The sequence below is a fragment of the Gracilibacillus caseinilyticus genome (assembly GCF_022919115.1).
GTDB classification, from domain to species: Bacteria; Bacillota; Bacilli; order Bacillales; family Amphibacillaceae; genus Gracilibacillus; species Gracilibacillus caseinilyticus.
Genome location: NZ_CP095072.1, coordinates 1,212,117 through 1,233,617, shown reverse-complemented (window position 1 = coordinate 1,233,617; position 21,501 = coordinate 1,212,117). Strand labels below are relative to the sequence as shown.

The window sequence follows — 21,501 nt, the reverse complement described above, 5'->3', positions numbered from 1 at the left end:
CTGTTTAAAGTTTTGGGATGGGGAATGCTTCGATCACCCTTACATCACCAGTAATCGTGTGTATGGCGTTGTCGTTAAAAACTTTTTCCCACGATAAAGCAGTATGTTTCATCCTATATGACCTCCAAATAATTTTTCTGATCGGCAGCTAACTATATATACCACTTTAATACATAATGATCTGCTGCATATAGAATAAAGGCTTGTGTATCAGGTTAAAAAAAGCACTAAGCCTGTATATAAGATATAATGGATGTAATCTAAATTAATTCGTATTAAAGAAAGGCTAATCTAATACATGACAAAACTTAACATGCAAGACTCCGAATACCTGTACACCTACACACATGCTCTCGAAGAAAGCTCTCTCTGTGCATTAGAGCAAAGAGCGCTCTTCGGAGAAGAATCAGCGAACATTATACAAAGCACAAGAAACATCGATCCAAGCAGGAGCCCGTTTATAAAGGGGAAACTTTCGGTGCTTTTCTCAGGTAAATCCGTTCAGGCCATTGCTGAACGGGTCAACCAAATCGAGCTTGGTAACCAAACCTTTAAGGTGACTTACCTAAAAATAAACGACCTTTCTAATGAACAAAAAATAGAATTTGACGAACAACGGATGATTGAAAAAGAAATTGGCTGGAATATCATTGGAAAGGCCAAGATGAAAAATCCTGATGTCCTTTTTGGTATTGTGCCGTTTCAAGGTCGCTGGTATTTTGGTGTCCACCAGGAAAGCGAGTCTGTCTGGCTGCATCATGTGAAGAAGCCTCATGAATACTCGACAGCAATAAGCACGCGCTTGGCCAGAGCAGTCGTCAATATCGCAGTTCCAGACCCAGCAGGTGTCCGTGTAATCGATCCATGCTGCGGAATAGGTACGGTACTTGTCGAAGCACTGTCCATGGGGATCGAAATTGTTGGCTCTGACCGCAATCCATTAGCAGTAAAAGGTACCAGAGAAAATATTACTTATTTCAGCTATGACACAACCGTAGAGATTAAAGATATCGCTAAGGAAGAAGGCTATTTTGATGTGGCAATTATTGATATGCCCTACAACCTTTATTCTCCCGCTACACCGGCGGAGCAATTTGCTATCATCAAGCATGCAAGAAGAATAGCGAATAGAATTTTGATTCTTACCATCGAAGACATGGATGAAATGATATCGACCGCTGGTTTTACAATCGTCGATCGATGTGCGGCTCATAAAGGGTTAAAAGCTCTTTTCTCACGACAGGTAATGGTTTGTGAATAGAGGAACTGGGGTGCTCCCACCTATTCCTGACCAGCTAAATACGCCGCCAACAACCGATCCATTTCATCAGCACTCCGTCTCTTTTCCTCCTCTGTCTTTGCTGATTCGCTCTTCACTGATCGCTGGCCTTTGTGCTTCACATACCAATCTGGTACAATATCACGCTTATTGGAACCAGGCTTTTGCTGATAGGGCTTCGTTCTTTGTCTTTTTTTAGCCTGTTGATCCAACCGTCGCACATCCTCGAGCGACTCCACACCTGCTTCTGTCCAATTGACCAGCACTCGCTCCATATATTTCACGCCTTTGGCTTCTGCCTTCGCAGCGATTTTCATTGCAGCAAACAACAAGTCGTAGCCATATCCTCATACCACCGCTTTAACAGTTTATGATTAAATGGCGATTCACTTACACCTCTTCGCAAGTTATCACGATAAAAATGAATCAATTCACTAAATGCCTTGTCACTATTATTACTATTACAATTCTTTATGTCTTTCATCTTTTCTGTCTTTCCCTTTGTCTTTAGAGAGCCTGGATCGCTTGATAAGAAAGCTTTCTCGTTCCCTTCTGGTAAGTGTTTTACTAACTTGAAGGTTCGTATGTTACTTACCGATAGCCTTTTGCATAGTCAGTAATTTACCTACTTTATGGTTCTTCGGAGCATGTCGTTTCTTTGTTTGTGAGGTTGAATTCGTAGCGTTTTTCTGCCTTTTTCTTTGAAGGTTTGTATGTATAAGCTGCGTAAAAAGGTCATTGTTCCATTTTTTGTTAGGAGTGATTTGCCAGTGATGATAATCTTTGTTTATAGAAAACACCATGGTTTCCTGTTCCCAGTCAAGCACTGCACAGTCTACTAAAAAGGTTAATTCTTTTTTGACATCCTGTTTATACATACCGGCGATTTCAAAATGTGTAAAGTTCGGTATCACACAATCCTTTTGACCAGTTCCATATGATAATCTCCAGATGAATAGAATGAGATTCAATTGCCTTTTGGAAAAATTACGTCTTAGTATTTCATTCCATAAATCATTCGCGATTCGTATATGCCCATTTTCTAATTGTGGTTCTGCCATCTTCATTCCCCTCTCCTCTTTTAAACCATGGTTGCTTTTACCATAGCAAAAGACGAGAAATGTGTCATCTAACCGTATTTCTGTGAACATACAAGAAAAAATGATTTTTTGCTATACAAAATAGGATTTTCACTTCAGAAAATCGCATTTTATCATTGCTTGAACTAAATAGTATACTTTTTTTGAATTATTGTCTCTTTTAAGGAGGGGCATAGTTAATTGGAGAAGTGCGGCATACTATGAATTGACCCACACAAATCTGAAACAATAGAACCTATCCCTTCATCAAGGATAGGTTCTGGTATTTAACGATTTAATCAATCCATACATCTTCTGCAATGTTGATGATGTGCTTGATCTTATTCCATTGTTCCTCTTCTGTAATAATATTTCCTTCTTCCGTACTGGAGAAACCACACTGCGGACTAAGGGATAAGTTTTCTAAAGGAATCAACTCGCTTGCTTCGGCTATTCTAGCTTTAATCTTCTCCGGATTTTCTAATTCCGGGAATTTAGATGTAATTAACCCTAAAACAACTGTTTGTTCATTTTGTTTAAAGCTTTTTAGAGGTTCAAAATCTCCTGAACGGTGATCATCATATTCTAAGAAAAGTCCATCTACATGTAAGTTGGCAAATATCGCATCGGAAAATTGATCATAGCCACCGCTGGTAATATACGTAGACTTAAAGTTTCCACGGCAAATATGCATGGTGATCGTCATATCTGCTGGTTTTTCTGAAATAGCATCATTGATACAACGAACTCTAGCATCGATAATATCCTGCAATTCCTGCCCTGTTTTTTCAACAACTGCCTGGATACGCTCTTCCGAAACAAAATCAATCCAAGAGGTATCATCTAATTGTAAATAGCGACAGCCTGCATCATAGAACGCTTGGATTGCTTGTTTATAAGCTGCTACTGTGTCTGTATAGAATTGCTCCGTGTTTCTATTGTAAAACTCATCACCTTGCATTCTCGTAAATAGCATATTGGGACTAGGGATAGAAAACTTCGCAACTTGACTGCCATCACCATATTTATCTACAGCTTCTTTCAAAAACGTAAAATGTTCTACCATAGGATGTTGATGAAAAGCGACTTTATCGACTACTTTAATCGCACTATTTTTTGTTTTTGCACCTTGAAAGTTACTGATATATTCCGCTTCGAAAAGTTCTACACCTTCTAAAGCAGCTAAGAAATCTAAATGCCACCAGGAACGTCTGAACTCGCCATCTGTGACTGACTTCAGTCCTACTTCTATTTGTTTTTTTACCAGTTTCTCAATTTCCTGATCCTCTATTGCTTTTAACGCATCTTGTTCAATCTTTCCATTCATATAGGCTTGTCTTGCCTCTTTAATCGGCTCCGTTCTTAAAAAACTGCCTACATGATCGGCTCTGAATGGTGCTTTAACCAATGTTTTTGTCATCGTGCATCCCGCTCCTTCTGTATAGAATGATTGATCTAGTATATCATAGAAACACTATTATAATGTAACACTCATAGTCTATCATCCGCTATAGCTTTAAACTATATCTAAGATCCTTCTTCAGCTATAGTCTCTTTTACATACTGAATATAGGTATCGGCCAATTGACTGATTGGTACATTCTTATGCGTAATATAGCCGACGTTAATACGTTCGCCCACCCTCAAAGGAATCGCCACAATATCATTATTTAATTCATGACTAATAACTCCTGTCGAAATCGTATAGCCATTTAATCCAATTAATAAATTAAATAATGTCGCACGATCACTTACTTTAATGTTTTTAGGTCTGGAAAGCGTACTTAAAATCTCCTCCGAAAAATAAAAAGAATTATAATCGCCTTGTTCAAAAGACAAATATGGGTAAGGAACTAAATCTTCTAATGTTACATACTCTTTTTGCACAAGCGGGTTTCTAAAACTAACAAAGACGTGTGGTTTTGCTTCAAATAGCTCATGAAATATTAAATTCCCTTCTCTTAAAAACTTATGAATCACCTTCTCATTAAAATTATTTACATACAAAATACCAATTTCACTACGCAGCTTCTGCACATCATCGATAATTTCATACGTCTTCGTTTCCCTGAGCATGAACTCATATTCCTCTAGGTTATAGTCTTCTAGTAACCGTACAAAGGCGCTCACTGCAAAGGAATAATGCTGTGCTGACACGGAGAAATGCTGCTTAGGCAATCGTTTATTGGAATAGCGATTTTCAAGCAGCTCCGCCTGTTCAACGACCTGCCTTGCATACCTTAAAAACTCCGAGCCTTCCTGGGTAATCACAATGCCCTTATTGGTACGTGAAAAGATGGTAATCCCGATTTCCTTCTCCAGCTCCTTTAGTGCGTTGGAAAGACTCGGCTGACTAATAAACAAATTTTGTGCTGCTTGACTGATGGAGCGACTTCTTGTTACTTCAATTACGTATTTTAGTTGGAGTAGTGTCATTTTTGATCTTCCTTTGGATGTTCTGTTTAAATCAATAAAGGATTCCTGGCATATTAAGATTTCACACGTGCCACTTGAATAGGAATGGAAAGTTAGTTAAAATCCTCATTTACTTGTGATAGGTTCTTTGTGATAAATCTAAGTGAGGTTTTTTAGATTAATATGTAAAACCATCTTTATTAAAACTGAAATTATGGATTTGATCTTTTTCCTCCTTTCATAATTAGTTATTCATTACTTTATTTTAATAAATTTTAATACAGTAGGCAAAAATAGAATCGATATTCCTAAAACGTTAGAAATGAGGTGATTTGGTAAATGCAGTTAAAGTATAAAAACTTTTTTTCAATTCTTGGTCAATGGATTTTCTTTGGAAGCATAATTGGTATAGTTGTCGGTTCGGCAACAAATTTTCTTTTAGAGATAAATGATTATCTAGGAGATAATATACGAGCAAAAAAAGATTGGCTTATCTTCCTTCTCCCCTTTGGAGGAATTATCATAGGATACTTATATATGAACTACGGAAAGGTATTTTTGAATAATACTTTGAATGACACTGCTGAATTAAATAATCTCGTAATAGACTCAGTTCATGGAAAAAAAGAGGTTCCGCGAAGAATGGGACCTATCGTCTATTTCGGAACTTTTATCACAGTACTTTTTGGTGGTTCAACAGGAAGAGAAGGTGCAGCTGTCCAAATGGGAGGAAGTGTAGCTGCAGCGGTCAGCAAATTTTTCAAGGTAAACAGACTCGACAAGAAAATTTTAATTATGAGCGGTATAAGTGCTGGTTTTGGGGCTGCCTTTGGAGCACCTATTACTGGTGCTGTTTTTGGCATGGAAATGGCAGCTTTAGGAAAGCTGAAATTTGAAGCACTTGTTCCTTGTCTTGTGGCTAGCTTTGTTGGTCACTATATAACTACAGCATCTTGGGGGCATAAACATGAAGAATTTATTATACAGCACGTTCCAGAAATATCTATTATTACATTTCTAAAAGTTATTCTTATGTCTGTTATTTTCAGCCTGATCAGTGTTTTATACTGTCAGTTGAGACACGGGATACAAAATTTCTCTGAGAAACTTTTCAAAAAAAATCATATGAAGAGAGCCTTTTTTGGAGGAATCATTATTGTAGTATTAACATTGATTGTTGGTTCACAAGACTATAATGGTCGGGGATTAGAGATGTTGGAACAATCTTTTAAAGAAGAAGTCCCTCCCTTTGCTTTCCTGGCCAAGCTGGTATTTACAGCAGTAACTCTCGGAAGCGGATTTGTTGGCGGGGAGGCCATCCCTCTATTTTTTATCGGTGCAACATTAGGTAATACCTTACACACGTTCATGGATTTACCTATGTCATTTCTTGCTGCATTGGGATTAATCGCTGCTTTTTGTGGAGGTGCTAATACCCCTATAGCAGCTTTTCTGTTGGCAATGGAAATGTTTGATGGGAAAGGGTTAGAGTACTTTTTTGTTGCTTGTTTAGTCAGTTATCTATTTTCAGGACATCATGGACTATGGCCTTCTCAAAAAATATATGAACCTAAGAGCAGGTTATATAATATCTCCCACGCAGAAACTATTGAAAATGTGGAAAAAAAGAAAAAACTTTAGAAAATTAGACGTAAAAAAAGGATACTATTATGGTTCTAGTATAAAGACACCTCACTACAGAATATTTACTTAAAAAACGGTATATTACTTTTTCACCATTACCTTGTATATGTCTCGATTTATTTCACTTCTATTGAGATCGAGTATGGTTAACTTTTAAAGAATAGTGAATAAAGTAAAGGATATAATCCACAATAAAAACAGTGCAATTGATATCAAACATTTTATATAGGGATTTTATTTATGGTTCTTTCCGTAAACTTTGTTGCTATAGACAGCGGGATTAAAAACATTAAAAAACAACAACCTTTTAGAAAACAGCCCCTTTCTTAATAAATAGAAGGGGCCACCGCAAAGCAGCATTGATATATTGTTTGAAAAGAGGGGATATTTTTGGATTTACACTTCATATGGAAAGCTATTGTAGTCGTCGTTGGAGGAGTCCTTATTTTGCGGTTAGCTGGAAGAAAATCAATCTCACAGCTTACGGTTGCTCAGACTGTCATAATGATAGCTGTTGGGTCATTGATTATTCAACCTGTTGGCGACAGGAACATTTGGATTACAATGGTGATTACATTTCTAATGGTGAGTACACTTCTCTTTATTGAGTATATCGTTTTGAAATCGAATGCTCTTGAGACTTTTATTTATGGAAAATCACTTATAGTAGTCGAAAACGGCCAAGTTAATGAAAGCAATTTGAAAAAGCTGCGGTTAACGGTTGATATGCTTGAAGTAAGAATGAGACAACAAAACATCCAGCATTTTACTGATTTACAATGGGCTACAATAGAATCAAACGGTCAGTTAGGATATATGTTAAAGTCTGACAAACAATACGCTACTAAAGAGGATATTCAGATGCTGAAATCGCTGATTGAATCAAATCAATCTAATCCTCCGAATGGAACATCAACAACTCAAGCAATTGTGTCAGATAACATATTTACTGAGGTTAAAAACAGAAAGCATAAAGAAAAACCTAAAGAGAATCTTGATTAAGAGCAATGATAAATGATTTCAACTAGGGCATAATAATTTACATTCTTGGTAAAGGGATATTCTTCAGGAGAATTTTTGGTTCGACTGTGTCTTTCCTCTTGGAGATAACAGGAAAACGGAATCTTTGTTTTCCTGTTATCTCCATTGTCTACGTTTAAAAAATAAATATATTATAGATTACCACCGGATAAATTTACCCTTCTCAACCTCATTTACTTATGATACGGTTCACCGTGGTAATTTAAGAGGCAAAAAAACGAGACGAGAGTTTCAAATCTCTCGTCTTTTTCTATACTCTTGATACCGAAAACATCAATCCAGTTTCTTGCGTGAGACTGATTGCATATTTAAAGTCATTCACTATAAGTGCATTGTTTGTCCCAATTTTTATATCATTGATACCTAATTCTTTAAATATTTTCTTCCTAAACTCTGCATTTTCATGAGGATTTAGGCTTGCAATTAGGACTCCAATCGCAATAAACATGTTAGCACCTGATTGGGGAGTCCCATCACCCGAAGCAAACATTGTAATACTTTTTAATATTTTCTCATCGTTAAAATCAATAAGATTAGCTACAAAAGCTATATTTTCATTACCTTCTATCTTTATAGTAACCACATCATTATTAAAATCAATTACCAGGTTCCTATAAGCAAACCGAAATTCACTTGCGAATTTTTCCCAATGTGACTTAAACTCCATAAGACTTATTGCAAGAGTGTCACTTAGTTTTATTCTTCGATCATATTCGTTCAACCTTATTAAATAATCATAAAATTGTTTTGACATTTTCCCACACCCCTTTTACTGACGATAAATCGCTATAGGTGTTACTGCTATTTCAGGAAATGAAATCGACAAGCCTGCTTTTTCGATATCTCTTAGTGCATCGAATACTGTGTGCATACCTTTTTCAAGTTCATTATGGTTATAGGATATGTCTATGTTGTTTGATGTTTTTTCTGGTATCGAGGCAATTTGAGCAAACATATACCAATCATCTTGTGGTGCTGTTCCATATTTGTAAATTATATTCTCTATACTTTCCCTCAAATAGGTTTGATTCAATGTTCCCACAAAACGAAAGTTAGGTTTTTCCTCAAAGGGTATATTTTTAATCACTACTCTATCTTTGTAAAAGTTTTCTAAAAAGGTTTGCAATGCCTTTTTAATATCCTTAGGCATATTATAATCTTTGATCCTATCTTGTACTTTTTTGTTTCTTTGAGTTTGTGAAGCATTTTCAAAACTTGCATCAGCTGATTGCTCACCCGTTATAATAGACTTTAAGATATCGTCAAAGTTTTCTAAAATTCTTTGCATATAAGTGAAATCGTTAATAATTGTTTTTCCTCTGATTAAAACAAATGATGTTGAATCTAAGGAACTTTTGTCAACTTCTGGATTCACCAAATCCTCTTCTGTAAAATCTCCTGGTATATTCGTTAGCAATCCTTTTTCATTTAATGATGTTTCTGCAAGGTTATATAAATAGTCATGCATAGTGTGACTTTCAGTAGCTTGATTTTGCCAAAGAATAGAATTCTCGCTCCCAAGTTTTAATATCTTTAATATATCTACCCCTGCTTTTAATTTACTTTCATCACTATCAGTGATAGTTGTAGATGTACTCTCTATCAGCCCTTTATTCAATTGAGCGACAATTGATTTGAGCCTTTCTGTATCCATATAGACAAAATCCCTAAAAAGATTTTCCATACGTAAAACCCACCCTTCTTCATCTTAATAAATGAATTCTTAGAATCTATTTTTTATAATACTTTTCTTAATTTCACATAAATTCTTCAATTGTATCGGCACCTGAGAAGTTGAAAACTCCACTTTCTTTGGTTAGCTTTGTCTTCTTCCCCAACCCTAATGCCTTATTTACTTCTTTTATGAACTTGTCCTGTTCTTCCTCTTCCATCTTGTAGTCTACTATTACAAAACGATTTAAAGGTTTTCCATTTTTGGATCTATGAATTTTTAAACGTTCACTAATCGATTGATTAATGTGATCATCCCGAAAACTATAACCGATTATATACAGTTCATCACAAGGGTTTTCTGGATCGACCATCTTCTCTTTAAACTCACCGTAATAATGGCTAAACGGAAGCATTTGAACTTTTTTGCTCTTAAACCCTCCTGTTATTATTGAAGGAAACATTTCATTCGTATTCATCTCTCTGTACAAATCAGACAACCTAATATCCTCAGTCCTTTGTTTAAAGATCCTCCCGTCAGATAACCTTTTGAAAGATGATAGAGACCCATGTAAATGATGTAAGCGAATCCTTCTATGACCATAATCCATAAGCGATTGTTGGGGATCAAAGTTAAATTTGTCGTGACCTTTATAAGTTCCACGACTTAACATGGAAGTCCGTAAATTCATCCGATCCAACTATCCTTAATAAGATTGTTTCTAACAAAAGGTCAAAGTTCAGTGTGAATAAATCAACTTCATCTCGTTCTTGTGATAGCTCTTTTTGCAACCAATTTACGAAACCAGATAACTTTTCTCCTATCTGATCCCAATGCACATTTCCATCTATAATTTCTATTATTGAGGCCGTGTAAGAAAGAATGATTTCTTTTATCTTATTTAGGTGATTCTGTATTTCATCAACTGTTAGACCTTCTGTTTTGAGATATTTTTGACCTTCTTTATCGTTTAGCAAGAAGTTTACATAGCTATCAAGAGAATCATGAACTTGTTCAATACTTGCAATCGCTTCCTCAAAATCAACTTGAACGTATTTTCCCTTTTGTATTCTATCCATATGATGTTGAACAAACTTCTGATGTTCAGATGATAAGTTGTTAAAAAACGTTTCAGTAATATTTTCCAATCCAAAACCTTTATTCAAACCTACCGATAACCCATTACCAGTTAATACAACTTTTCCCATTTAATAACACTCCCATTGATTTATATTTTTACAAACTCTTACTCCACCCCGAACTTTTCATGATTTAATTGAATAAATCTATTGTTAATTTACTAACATATAGAAACAATTTGATAGGAGGTGTACCTATGAACAAAGACAAGTTCTCTACCGTAAGTAGCAAGCAACGTGTAAAAACAGTGAATGACCTTCTTAAAAAGGAAGGCACAGACCTACAAAAGGTTGCAGATCATCTTGGTATTAAATACTCAACCTTTACGAAATTGATGCAGGAAGATGATTACGTGTATATCAAACGTGACAATCAATACTACAAGTTTGTTCGAGATGAAAAGCAAATTCCTGACACATCTAACCCTGATGATGAATTCGAGTATATTAAGGAAAACTTCTCCATATTGAAATCATTAGTTGAAAGTAACATGGATAACAATGACTTTCACTTGGACAAGCGTATTTATCGATCCTCTTCTAAAACTGCAACAAAGAACTTCCGTATTTCAGATGATATCTACACTGACTTTGCCACGACATGCAAGGAAGAATTTCCTCACCTAAGACTCCAAGATATTATCGCTCAATTACTCCTCGACTTTACCGATCAATATTCCAGTTGAGCTGATAGTAAAAATAAAAAGGCAGTTCCCTGAATTGTATTCTTTAGGAACTGCCTTCTGGTGTACTATCATGTTGTGATTAGCTGAGAGGTTCAAAAAAATTACAATTCTCTTACTATCTCTTCATCCAAGATTGCTTTTCGCTTTTCCCAATCTGGCATTAGAGTATGGAGCATGTTGTAAAATTTATCACTATGGTCATTATACTTAAAATGGATTAACTCATGTAAAACGACATAATCAATACAATGTTTTGGTGCTTTGATAAGGTTAAAGTTCAGTAAAATGGTATTGGTTTCAATTAATGCTGATCCCCAACGTGCCTTCATAGATTTGATATCCATTGACGGCTTATTGATTCCGTACTTTTCAACTGATGGATATAGCTTATCCAACGAATCTTGAAAGATTTTACGGGATTTCTCTCGATACCATTCTTCCATTAAATTAGCTTTCCGCTTAAAATTGTTGGTGTCCTTAACAAAAACATATATAAACCCTCTGAAATACTTTACCGTTTCTTCTTCCTCTGCTTTTTGTACACGCAGACGGTATTGTTTACCCAAGTATTTATATGATTCACCACTTACATACTCTCTTTCGCTTTGTTTGTGGGGTTGCACATTTTCAAAGTTCTTTACATGCTTTGAGACCCAAGACCGTTTTCCTCTCATAAACTCGTATATAAACTCTAACGGAACATCTTCATGTGCTGAAACCTCGATTGTCATATCAGGTTTTATATTAAGGTTTACATTCTTTACGTTTTTTCTCTTTATGCTGAATTCAATGGTTTTGTTTCCATATTGAATGTGATGTCTTCCCATGTTTTTCACACCTTAATATCGTCTTAGGGCAACTGTCTTTATCTGCTCGATGATTTTATCTATAGTGTTAAAATCTAAATCTACGTTTTGGTCTTTTGAAAAATCATAAAGCAAGTCGTCTAACTCCTGTGCAATACGATTATGAATTTCTATATTATCGTGCCAGTCTACCTTTTGATGTTCTTTTATGACTCCATCCATTTTCAAAGCTAACTCACCAATATCGTAACTCGCCGTGGGTTCTTTAACTTCACTTATGATATCCCTGGTTACTCCATAGAATGCCTGGGCATTCTGGTTCTTTTTGATAACATCAGGATAATCCTCAGTAGATTCCCCCTTACGATAATCTTTCATAATATCTTTCATTCGATTCAAGTATTCAGCTTCGGATATACGTTTATCCTTATACTCTTGAATCGCTTCTTGAATACGCTCTGAAAACTTTTTATAGTGAGCAGGGTTTTCATCCCATTTCGTGCTAACATTTTTCGACAACCGAGTACGAATTGCATCTGCTTTTGCCCGCTTTGAATCTAATCGTTCTAATTCTTCTTCAAACGCCTGTTCATTTAAGATATCTACAGGGTTTGTGATTCGGATGACATCTTCTGCTGAAATATAGTTATCCATCAATTTCTGCATTTTTGCTTCGTATTCTTTATGATCAACCGTATCTGAGTACCGTAGTTTAACACTTTTACGAAGTTCTTGATAAAACTTTAAGTCTTTCTTATATTTCTTTAACTCTTCTGGTGGCAAGGCATTATACACTTTCTCTGATTCTAATGTTATTCCAAGGTTACGACCAAACTTACTTAAAATGTCGTAAAATTCATTACGCTTTTCATCATCTTCCAGCCAAACTTCATACTCCTCTGTATCTTGCTTATTTGTAATTGGAGCAAATATTTGTAAAAGGTCTGAATGGTTTTGCCGTAACTGCCCAATGATGCTTATTACATCATATATTGCACCTTCAATGTCCTCTGGATCAAAGTTCTCTAACCCTGCTCCTGAATACATTTGCATGGCTTGATCAAGTTTTTCTAACAACCCACGATAGTCTATAATGATGCCAAAGTCTTTACCTTCGTAAAGACGGTTTACTCTCGCAATTGCTTGTAAGAGTGTGTGTTCCTTCATGGGTTTGTCTACATATAAAATTGTTGCCCTTGGGGCATCAAAACCAGTTAAGAGCTTGTCAACTACAATTAATAGATCAATGTCATCACCATGAATGAACTCCTCTTTAATTGCTTCTTCATAAGCATCTGCTGTACCATAACGTGTCATCATTTTCTTCCAAAAACGCTGTACTTTATCTTTTGACTCTTCATCGACAGCATCATACCCTTCCCGTTGATCGGGTGGAGAGACGACAACAGCACAATTTAGATCTCCAAGCTCCTCAAATGCTTCCAAGTAGCGAATCGCTTCAATCTTGCTATTCGTTGCAAGCATTGCTTTAAATTGACTGCCTTGTGTTTTGTAGTTCTCCAAGAAGTGTTGGTTGATATCAAATGAAATCATACTAATTCGCTGGTTAGACGAGGCAATTCTCTCAAACAAGCTCCATTTTTTCATAACTACATCTTTTTGCTCATCATTCAGGTTTCGAGTAATCATTTTAAGGCGGTTATCAATAGCACGCTGGTTCACTGACTGGCCAATCATTTTTCCCTCATATAATAAGGGAACAATCGTTTTATCTCGTACACCATCTGCAATTGTATAGGAATGAATAAGTTTTCCAAACTTAACCATGGTGCTTTTTTCTTTTTTCATCAATGGTGTTCCTGTAAAACCGAGATACGAGGCGTTTGGAAATACCTTTTTCATCTTGATATGAAGTTCACCATACTGAGTTCTATGGCTTTCATCGACCAAAACAAAAATATCCTGAGACTTCACTGGTTTTTGTTTCGTTGAAGCTGTATCAAATTTATGGACTAATGTTGTGACAATATCTGCATTATTATCATTGATTAAATCAACCAAATGGCTTCCAGTTGTTGCTCTACTTGCTTTTAACCTTGTGTGGGTAAAAGTCTTATGAATCTGTTTATCTAACTCTACTCTGTCAGTTACAACAACTACTTTGGGATTGTAGTCCACTAACTCTGACATGATATATTTTGCTAACATAACCATGGTTAAACTTTTGCCAGATCCCTGTGTATGCCAGACTACACCACTTTGCCGATTACCATTTTCGTCTCGTTCTTCAATAGTTTTTAGGATTTCTTTAATAGCAAAATACTGTTGATAACGGGTGACTTTCTTTTCATCCTTATCAAAAAGGGTAAAGAAGTGTGTCAGTTCTAATAGACGTTCAGGATGGAATAAGGATACGATATTTTTATCCTGCATTGTTGGTAAACGATCGTTTACCGTTTTTTCTAACCAACTCTGCAACCAATCCTCTTGCTCTTCTTTCCAAACTGACCAAAACTTTTTAGGTGTATTACATGTTGCATATTTCGTTTCGTTTTTATTGGTAGACATCACCATCTGGACATACTTAAATAATTGTGGAGCGTAATCTTTTCCTTGGTTACGAATCATCTGGCTAATGCCTTGTTCCATTGATATTGATGCTTTTTTGCACTCAATGACCACAAATGGAATTCCGTTTACAAACAACACTACATCTGGTCTAACGTTCCCTCGCCCATCCATACGTTCAACAGAGAACTCCTCCACTACATGAAATTCATTATTCTCAAAGTTCTCCCAATCAATGTATTGAATCGTGAAGGATTTTTTTGAACCGTCTGGCAGAAATTCTGTATAAGTACGCCCAAGCATAAGTGTTTCAAATATCTTTTCGTTCGTTTTAACAAGTCCGTTTGTTAGCGGTTCATCCAAGTCACGAATTGCTTGCTGAATATTAGAATTACTAAACTTATACGTATCCCCTTTATACTCATAAGCATTCAACTCTTTTAATTTATCTTCCAATACCGTTTTCAACAAAACCTCATGGAGATTATCTCGCATTTCTTCTGCTTGTTCTGGAGCCAAATATTCATAGTTTAACCCCTGCAGTACCTCTAAAGCAGGTTCCTGACTAATATACCGTTCATCATACCTACTTCCACTTGGCATCGTTCACACCTCCACTTAAACTCTCTTATAGAGTCATTACACTTTCACTCGAATTTGCCCTGTTAAAAGTAATTGCATGAGACCTTTTTTTTGCTTATTCAGTTCTTCAATTTCCTTTTCAAGGAAATTTATTTCTTTATCAGAACTTAATAAAATATTTGCAATTTCTTTCTGTTCTTTTATCGCTGGAATTTTCACATAAGTATTTAATAGACCCTTAAGGTCGAGATTTCTGCGTACTATGCTTGCACCCTGTTCAGAATTCATTTTGTATAACCAAATCATATACTCTGTTTTCATGAAGTACTTTGCAAATTCTGGATTGATTTTATCAGTGTGAAATTCAAAGACCTTATAAGCAGGTGAGACAATGCCCACTTCAAACGTTGTTAGTACATCTAAACTACCCATCCATAAGTTCATTGCACTAAACACCAAGTTGTTTTTCCTTATAACTTTATAACCCACGTTATTTTCACTTGCAACTTGCTTTTTAAAATGTTTATTCTGTGACATAATTCCATTTTTTGTTACTGACAATACTTGGTGTTGATTATTTACAGTGCTTTTTTCATTCGCTTCTTTTATCAACTCCCCAAGTCTTACTTTGCTCCAATTTTCCGTATAGTCAGGAAATCTTGTTTTGCCTGTTAATAACTTCTGCATTAACCCCTTTTTTTGTTCCTTTTTTTGTTCAATTAGCTTTTCTTTTAGTTCCACAGATTTGTCCCAGGTTAATAGAATCTTGGCTATTTTCTGTTGTTCTTCATATGGAGGATAAGGAACTTTAAGAGACAAAAATGCTTTTTTTGATATGTTTTTCATACTGCCACTTGTTCCAGTTGCAATATTTTTTAATTGTTTCTTAAACTCCCATAAAGTTAATAGGCTCGCTAACCACTTACCTGAAATTTTTTCGTTATATTCGGTTTGCCATAATCTATCTGGAAGAAAAAGGTTTTTATAAGTTTTGTCAACATATCCAATTTCACCTACAAGTTCTGGGGTATTCATCCGACTAATAATTATTGCACCTTTAATCGGATTTAACTTGGCACGTGTAATTTCATCTTCTTTAATTATTTTATTTTCACTTGGATAAAAGACACCGTTACTAACAGCACTTGTTTTTAAAACTCCATACTGGTTATGATTTGCGGGGCGATCCTCAGAGTTAACACTCACCCCTGCATTTAATAATCGTATAAATTCACTTAACTCTACTACACGCCATTTTTCGGGTAATATACCTATACCTTTATCTATATTTTTGTTCCTTTGGTGTATCTGCTTCATATCAATCACCTACAATCCAAGCTCTTTTAAATATTGTTCCATCTGTGCATCCACTTCTTGAAGCTCTTTCTTAATTTTTACAATATTTTCTTTCACCACATTCATATCCACCACCTCTTCTTCTTCAAAGGTATCGACATAGCGTGGAATATTTAAGTTATAGTCATTTTCTTTAATTTCGTCTAATGTTGCTACAGAAGAATATTTTTCTGCCTTTTCTCTTTTCTCATAGATATTTACAATTTTTTCAAGATCTTGTTCTCTTAATTTATTTTGGTTTTTACCTTTTTCGTAATTTCCTTCCATAGAAGCATCGATGAACAAGACATCTTTTCTTTTACGATTTTTTTTGAAAACCATGATACATGCAGGGATTCCTGTACCGAAAAATAGCCCTTCTGGTAAGCCGATTACAGCATCGAGTAAATTCATTTCAATTATTTGCTGACGGATTTTCTTTTCATTTGCTCCTCTAAAAAGAACTCCATGAGGCAAAATAGTTGCCATTCTACCATTTTCGGCTAATGAGTAAAGCATGTGTTGTACAAATGCATAGTCACCTTTTGAACTTGGAGCGACTCCCCATTCAAAACGTCTATGTGGATCAAGTCCTGCTTCCATTTTAAACTTTTTATCGTTTGTTCCTTCACCTGCAAATCCAATCGCCCATTTATCCAATGAAAAAGGAGGATTCGCTACTATAGCTTGGAACTTCATTAATTTACCCTCTTCCAAATGTAGGGGATTTGATAATGTATCTCCCCATTCGATTTTTGCATCATCAATGCCATGCAAGTACATATTCATAAGTGCTAATGATTGTGTAGCTCCGTTCCTTTCTTGTCCGTATATCGCTACTTTATTATTTGACACTTGATTTGCAACCCTTATCAGTAATGAACCAGAACCACAGGTTGGATCATAAATACGGTCGTTCTCTTGTGGTTTCACAAGGCGTGCTAATAGTTCTGATGCCATGCCAGGTGTATAGAACTCCCCACCTTTTTTTCCAGCATCTGACGCAAATCTTTCGATCATATATTGGTATGCATCTCCAATAACATCTTCACCACCAACAACAGATGGTTTTAAAGTAAGTTTATTAAAGTCCTCTAACAGCGAACGTAGGATGGCATTTCTTTCTTTTGCTTTTCCAAGTATGGACTCACTATTAAAATCAATGTTCCTAAATACTCCACGAAGTTTTCCTGTATTCTCATTTTCTAATCGTTCTAATGCTTTATTTATGATTTCTCCAATTTCAGAATCATTTCGCTTACTATACAGGTAATCAAAGGTGGAATGTTCATCTAAGACAAATCGTTCTCTGGACAAAGCCCGTTGAATACGTTGTTCATCACCATCATATCGTTTTGTATATTCCTCCAAGTGTTCTTTGTATGAATCACTTAAATACTTAATGAACAACATCGTTAAGATGTAGTCCTTGTATGTACTTGAATCTATTTTTCCTCGGAATGTGTCGGCCGCTTGCCATAGCACACCATTGATTTGTTGTTGCGTCACTTTCTCTTCCATTTGTTTTCCTCCTAAAATGATTCCTTTAATATTTGATTTGATATTCCTTTAAACCATAACTCTTTTTCTTCTATCAGCATCTTGTAGAGTGTTTTCTCTTTTTGGTGAAGCATTAGAAGTTCAATCAATGCCTTTTGTTTTGATAAGGTTGTCTTAGCAACAGGAAGGGTTTTTAGAACATTTTTATTTGTACTTGGAATACGACTTCCTGCTTGTGAACGTTCCAACTCCTTTTTTACCTCAGATGAATTTAAATACCAAGCCACATACTCTGGTAGAAATTCAGTTTGATCTGCTTTTATAATGGCAAAGTATGATGGAACTAATAAGCCACGATGTTGCTTATCAATATAAACAGATGTATGGGGATGACTTAACCGCATTAAGACATCACCTTCCTCAGTAAAATAATGATTGTCTAATTCATCTTTACTAACAAATACCTCAAATGACTCATTATGGATGATGCCATCCTCCGATATATTCCTAAGAGTAAGTAGGTTATATTTAGCTTTTGCATCATATTCAGCATTCGCCTTTTTTCGACTTAACACCAGGCCTGTTTTTATCTTTGCAATATCTCCAAGTTGCATTTCACACCTCCTCAAATGTCAAATCTTATATTTGACTTTCTATGTGTTAAATAGAGTATATGACTTTTCCAAAACTAAATCAACCTTTTCTTTGAAATTTTATCCAAAAAATAGCCCTCATTATGAGAGCTATTTATCAGCAAGGAAAATCTTGTAATGGATTTTTTATATGGGAGGGGGAGTTAGGGTGGTTTTTGGGGATAAGAATAGGATTAACTCCAAGGTTTTCGAGCATTTCTAAACGATTATTGAGAGTCTTTTTAGACATGTTTTTCAAGGGGGTTGAAACATCAAAAGAGCTTACCTTTTTGAGGAATTGAACAAGTTTTCGCTTGAAAGAAGACGATAGTGCAGAGTCATATATTATCTTTCTTGCCAGATCAATTTTGTAAAAATCACCTGTAAAGAAGATCGGAAATATTCGATCATTAAAATATTCTCGGTACAAGTCATCTTTCGTGTATGCCCATAACTTGCGAGGACGATGCCCATATCTTTCTTGGTCATACATGTGATTTTCCTTTAGCTGGATTTCAAACCGAATGATATCCTTTTCATAATGCTTAGGAAATTCTCCCTTAGCAATTCTCTCCTCATTCTTTAGATAAACGGTTGATTTAACTGATCCAGATGTGTGATCTACTGTAGTTTCATAAGGTGTATATTTCTTCGTTTCCTTTTCTATATAACCAATAATTTTATTTTGCCGTTTATACATCCTTGTAGTTTTTTTGTATATATCCAGTAATAGCTGTCTAATTGCTGGATTATTGACACACACATCATATCTAAAATCAATTCGTTGCAATACATGCTCATTATAAGCTGATGAATGTAAGAAAAGATAGACGAGGATTCCTCTGATTTTCTTTTCTATATTAGGGTAGTCCGATTCTGTAATATCAGGTTTGTTCAGCAATTCAATCACATCGATAAACATGGATAGTTTCCACTTACCTTTCCCCATTGCAGATAGACTCATAGTTACTCCTGGGAATTTCCCTTCAAAAAATTTATTCACTTCAAATGATTTTATATCGAAACGCTTGTTCAATTCTTGTACATCTTGATAGTGAATTGGTAGATACATCTTCATCGTATGAATCATTTATTATTCCTCCTTGTTTTTTATAGCAGACTTGGTAGGTTCTTATACCAAGAGTAATAAGGGATTAAGCTCTCCTTTATTCTCCCAACCCGACTATATTTATTTTCCTTTCATCATTACTATAGAGTCCTTGTCTACTTTTCAAAACCGTAAAGCTGTCGAACAATGACTGAGCTATTATTGTTTTATTTCTATTCGGGGAAAATACAACTTTACAGACAGAAAAAAGACCCCGTTCAATAACGAAGTCTCTCTTATCAAGATATATATTCAACTTTTTCTTTCAGTATAGGATCTGCTACGCTTACTAAGTCACCAAACCTTCTAACCAAATGTGCCACTTTGGATTCCAAACCCTGAGCAGTATCTACATAATGAACAATTTGACTTTCATTATATCGGAAATCAATATTTTGAAGCTCTTCTGAAATACGAAATGCTTCTCGAACCCTTTTAATAAGTTCGTTCGAATAAGAGCTATTAGATTTGATTTTCACATATGCTCTACCCTGTTGATCATCCAAAGAAAATGAATACGAGATGTCCTTTTTGCCAGCTCCAATCACCAACTCCCGACCATCAATATTCTTACCTCGAAACAAGTTGTGCATATATGGAAATGCTTCTCGAAGTTTATCTAACAGGTATTTATTTTTCCCCTTTGGAGTAACCATATCGTAATTTTCTTCTACAACACCGTTACCTACAAAACCTGTTGGAATAATTTCTATCGAATCATAGAGTGATAACTTTGGGAGATAGTTCCCAGTCTCTATTAGTTGCCATGCTTCTTTTTCTGACATGCTGTTCAACTTTTTCAGGAAGGAGATATAAGTGCTGTCATATGTGATTGCATAGAAGTTAATAGGTTTTGCTACTTTGAAGTTCAAATACAGATAGAGTTCATCCAAATAATAGTCATTGAAACTTTCTGCTACCCAAAATACGATTCCTTGATTAAAGGATAACAATTTCATCACCTTGTCAAAGTGAACTCTATCGCTCTCCCCAAGCTGATTCTCTCCGTATATTTGAATAGAATTATTTTTATCTATTCCATACATATCGATGTACTGGCCTAAATAGTATTTCTCCAGTTCCTTATGGAAGTATTCTCTTTTCAAAGCTGATTCAAGCAAGTGTGGATAATTCTTGAGGATAAACGAAAAGAGAAACTCCTTTTTCGAACCATTTCTACTCATACAATCCTCTCCTTTTGAAAAAGAAGAGGCATTACACCCCTTCTTTCATCATTTCTTCTTTTTCCTGGTGAAACTCTCTGATTTTTTCTAACAAATTTAACGCATCTTTGTAACTGACATTTACATTCATTTCATAAATGATAGTTCTCACAATTTCCATTAACTTTGCCCGAATTTCCATGGAATTAACTATTTCACCTTCAATAGAAAAACTGTTATTTTGAAATAAATCCACCACATCTTCACCTTTATCCTCTATATTGATAGATAGCCTGAACAAGGAATTTAAGTCCATCCCCAAACAATTTGCAAGATCCACCATGAGACTAAAAGTTGGATTTCTTCGTTCATATCGCTCTAACCTACTAATATAGCTTGGGCTTGGTGAGGATGGTGATTGCTCACTTACTTCCTCAAGAGACAAACCGAGCTGTTTTCTTTTCTCTCTGATAGCTACTGCAAATTTCGATGAAATCTCCCTTCCGTAGACCATGTTTCTTTCCTTGTGTTTTCCCATTCATTACACACTCCTTTGTATTTTCTTCCTTGTGAAATTCCGCAATAGCGAATCCATTTATATTCGTTTCTCCATATTTTAGATTTCAGCAAGCAAGATATAATTCCACCACACAAAAAACCTTCTGCAATCTCCAAATTCTTAGATGACCATAAGCAACACTCTTGGTGACATTGTTTATATATCATATCGTACATATGTTCCTGTAAAATTCACCTTGCATAGAAAGAATAAAAAACTTTTGTTTGCCTAAAGAGAATAGAAGTTAAGCAATATGTAAAGTAGGTTATAATGTTAAATAAGAGAGTGATGATACTGGTAATATCAATCCTCTCTGGAACTGAGCTTTATTG

Annotated in this window: 20 protein-coding genes; 4 read left to right on the top strand and 16 right to left on the bottom strand. The window is 35.4% G+C overall.

Annotated features, from left to right (window positions below):
• Positions 1–313: 313 nt before the first annotated feature.
• Positions 314–1,261 (top strand): TRM11 family SAM-dependent methyltransferase, encoded by a 948-nt coding sequence (locus MUN88_RS06020; protein WP_244724345.1) that lies wholly within the window; start codon positions 314–316, stop codon positions 1,259–1,261.
• 20 nt (positions 1,262–1,281) lie between these two features.
• Here the strand turns inward: MUN88_RS06020 and MUN88_RS06015 are convergent, their stop codons facing one another.
• The 4 genes from MUN88_RS06015 to MUN88_RS06000 all read right to left on the bottom strand — a co-directional run bounded on the left by MUN88_RS06015 (position 1,282) and on the right by MUN88_RS06000 (position 4,794).
• Positions 1,282–1,611 (bottom strand): DnaD domain protein, encoded by a 330-nt coding sequence (locus MUN88_RS06015; protein ID WP_244722138.1) that lies wholly within the window; start codon positions 1,609–1,611, stop codon positions 1,282–1,284.
• 255 nt (positions 1,612–1,866) lie between these two features.
• Entirely contained in the window at positions 1,867–2,340 is a 474-nt protein-coding gene (locus tag MUN88_RS06010) for a replication protein (RefSeq protein ID WP_244722136.1), read from the bottom strand.
• A gap of 313 nt (positions 2,341–2,653) precedes the next feature.
• Positions 2,654–3,778, bottom strand: a complete 1,125-nt coding sequence (locus MUN88_RS06005; RefSeq protein ID WP_244722135.1) for a 5-methyltetrahydropteroyltriglutamate--homocysteine S-methyltransferase — start codon at positions 3,776–3,778, stop codon at positions 2,654–2,656.
• A 107-nt stretch (positions 3,779–3,885) separates the two neighbouring features.
• Entirely contained in the window at positions 3,886–4,794 is a 909-nt protein-coding gene (locus tag MUN88_RS06000; protein ID WP_244722133.1) for a LysR family transcriptional regulator, read from the bottom strand.
• Positions 4,795–5,112: 318 nt separating this feature from the next.
• Between MUN88_RS06000 and MUN88_RS05995 the strand changes: the two genes are divergently transcribed.
• Both MUN88_RS05995 and MUN88_RS05990 read left to right on the top strand, forming a co-directional pair.
• Positions 5,113–6,414: a voltage-gated chloride channel family protein gene (locus MUN88_RS05995; protein WP_244722131.1), complete on the top strand. Its 1,302-nt coding sequence runs from the start codon at positions 5,113–5,115 to the stop codon at positions 6,412–6,414.
• A 393-nt stretch (positions 6,415–6,807) separates the two neighbouring features.
• Positions 6,808–7,419 carry a DUF421 domain-containing protein gene (locus MUN88_RS05990; RefSeq protein WP_244722128.1) on the top strand — a complete coding sequence of 204 codons (612 nt, stop codon included), beginning with the start codon at positions 6,808–6,810 and terminating at the stop codon, positions 7,417–7,419.
• 289 nt (positions 7,420–7,708) lie between these two features.
• Here the strand turns inward: MUN88_RS05990 and MUN88_RS05985 are convergent, their stop codons facing one another.
• The 4 genes from MUN88_RS05985 to MUN88_RS05970 all read right to left on the bottom strand — a co-directional run bounded on the left by MUN88_RS05985 (position 7,709) and on the right by MUN88_RS05970 (position 10,338).
• Positions 7,709–8,212 carry a hypothetical protein gene (locus MUN88_RS05985; RefSeq protein ID WP_244722125.1) on the bottom strand — a complete coding sequence of 168 codons (504 nt, stop codon included), beginning with the start codon at positions 8,210–8,212 and terminating at the stop codon, positions 7,709–7,711.
• Between the two features lie 15 nt (positions 8,213–8,227).
• Positions 8,228–9,142 (bottom strand): DUF6414 family protein, encoded by a 915-nt coding sequence (locus tag MUN88_RS05980; protein WP_244722123.1) that lies wholly within the window; start codon positions 9,140–9,142, stop codon positions 8,228–8,230.
• 73 nt (positions 9,143–9,215) lie between these two features.
• Positions 9,216–9,629, bottom strand: a complete 414-nt coding sequence (locus MUN88_RS05975; protein ID WP_369809945.1) for a hypothetical protein — start codon at positions 9,627–9,629, stop codon at positions 9,216–9,218.
• 151 nt (positions 9,630–9,780) lie between these two features.
• A complete protein-coding gene (locus tag MUN88_RS05970; RefSeq protein WP_244722120.1) occupies positions 9,781–10,338 on the bottom strand; it encodes a hypothetical protein in 558 nt (185 codons plus the stop codon).
• Between the two features lie 128 nt (positions 10,339–10,466).
• Here MUN88_RS05970 and MUN88_RS05965 point away from each other — a divergent pair, with 128 nt between their 5' ends.
• Positions 10,467–10,955 (top strand): hypothetical protein, encoded by a 489-nt coding sequence (locus tag MUN88_RS05965; RefSeq protein WP_244722117.1) that lies wholly within the window; start codon positions 10,467–10,469, stop codon positions 10,953–10,955.
• Between the two features lie 101 nt (positions 10,956–11,056).
• Here the strand turns inward: MUN88_RS05965 and MUN88_RS05960 are convergent, their stop codons facing one another.
• The 8 genes from MUN88_RS05960 to MUN88_RS05925 all read right to left on the bottom strand — a co-directional run bounded on the left by MUN88_RS05960 (position 11,057) and on the right by MUN88_RS05925 (position 21,148).
• Positions 11,057–11,782, bottom strand: coding sequence for a M48 family metallopeptidase (locus MUN88_RS05960; RefSeq protein ID WP_244722114.1), 726 nt, complete (start codon positions 11,780–11,782; stop codon positions 11,057–11,059).
• A 12-nt stretch (positions 11,783–11,794) separates the two neighbouring features.
• The gene (locus MUN88_RS05955; protein ID WP_244722111.1) at positions 11,795–14,893 is read right to left on the bottom strand and encodes a type I restriction endonuclease subunit R; all 3,099 of its coding nucleotides are present in this window, start codon (positions 14,891–14,893) and stop codon (positions 11,795–11,797) included.
• 36 nt (positions 14,894–14,929) lie between these two features.
• On the bottom strand, positions 14,930–16,189 hold the full coding sequence (locus MUN88_RS05950) for a restriction endonuclease subunit S (RefSeq protein WP_244722108.1): 1,260 nt from the start codon (positions 16,187–16,189) through the stop codon (positions 14,930–14,932).
• 9 nt (positions 16,190–16,198) lie between these two features.
• On the bottom strand, positions 16,199–17,728 hold the full coding sequence (locus MUN88_RS05945; RefSeq protein ID WP_244722106.1) for a type I restriction-modification system subunit M: 1,530 nt from the start codon (positions 17,726–17,728) through the stop codon (positions 16,199–16,201).
• An 11-nt stretch (positions 17,729–17,739) separates the two neighbouring features.
• Positions 17,740–18,321 (bottom strand): restriction endonuclease subunit S domain-containing protein, encoded by a 582-nt coding sequence (locus tag MUN88_RS05940; protein WP_244722103.1) that lies wholly within the window; start codon positions 18,319–18,321, stop codon positions 17,740–17,742.
• A 136-nt stretch (positions 18,322–18,457) separates the two neighbouring features.
• The gene (locus MUN88_RS05935) at positions 18,458–19,429 is read right to left on the bottom strand and encodes a hypothetical protein (protein WP_244722100.1); all 972 of its coding nucleotides are present in this window, start codon (positions 19,427–19,429) and stop codon (positions 18,458–18,460) included.
• Positions 19,430–19,686: 257 nt separating this feature from the next.
• Complete coding sequence (locus MUN88_RS05930) at positions 19,687–20,631, bottom strand: hypothetical protein (protein ID WP_244722098.1); 945 nt, start codon at positions 20,629–20,631, stop codon at positions 19,687–19,689.
• Positions 20,632–20,662: 31 nt separating this feature from the next.
• Complete coding sequence (locus MUN88_RS05925) at positions 20,663–21,148, bottom strand: helix-turn-helix domain-containing protein (RefSeq protein WP_244722091.1); 486 nt, start codon at positions 21,146–21,148, stop codon at positions 20,663–20,665.
• Positions 21,149–21,501 lie beyond the last annotated feature (353 nt).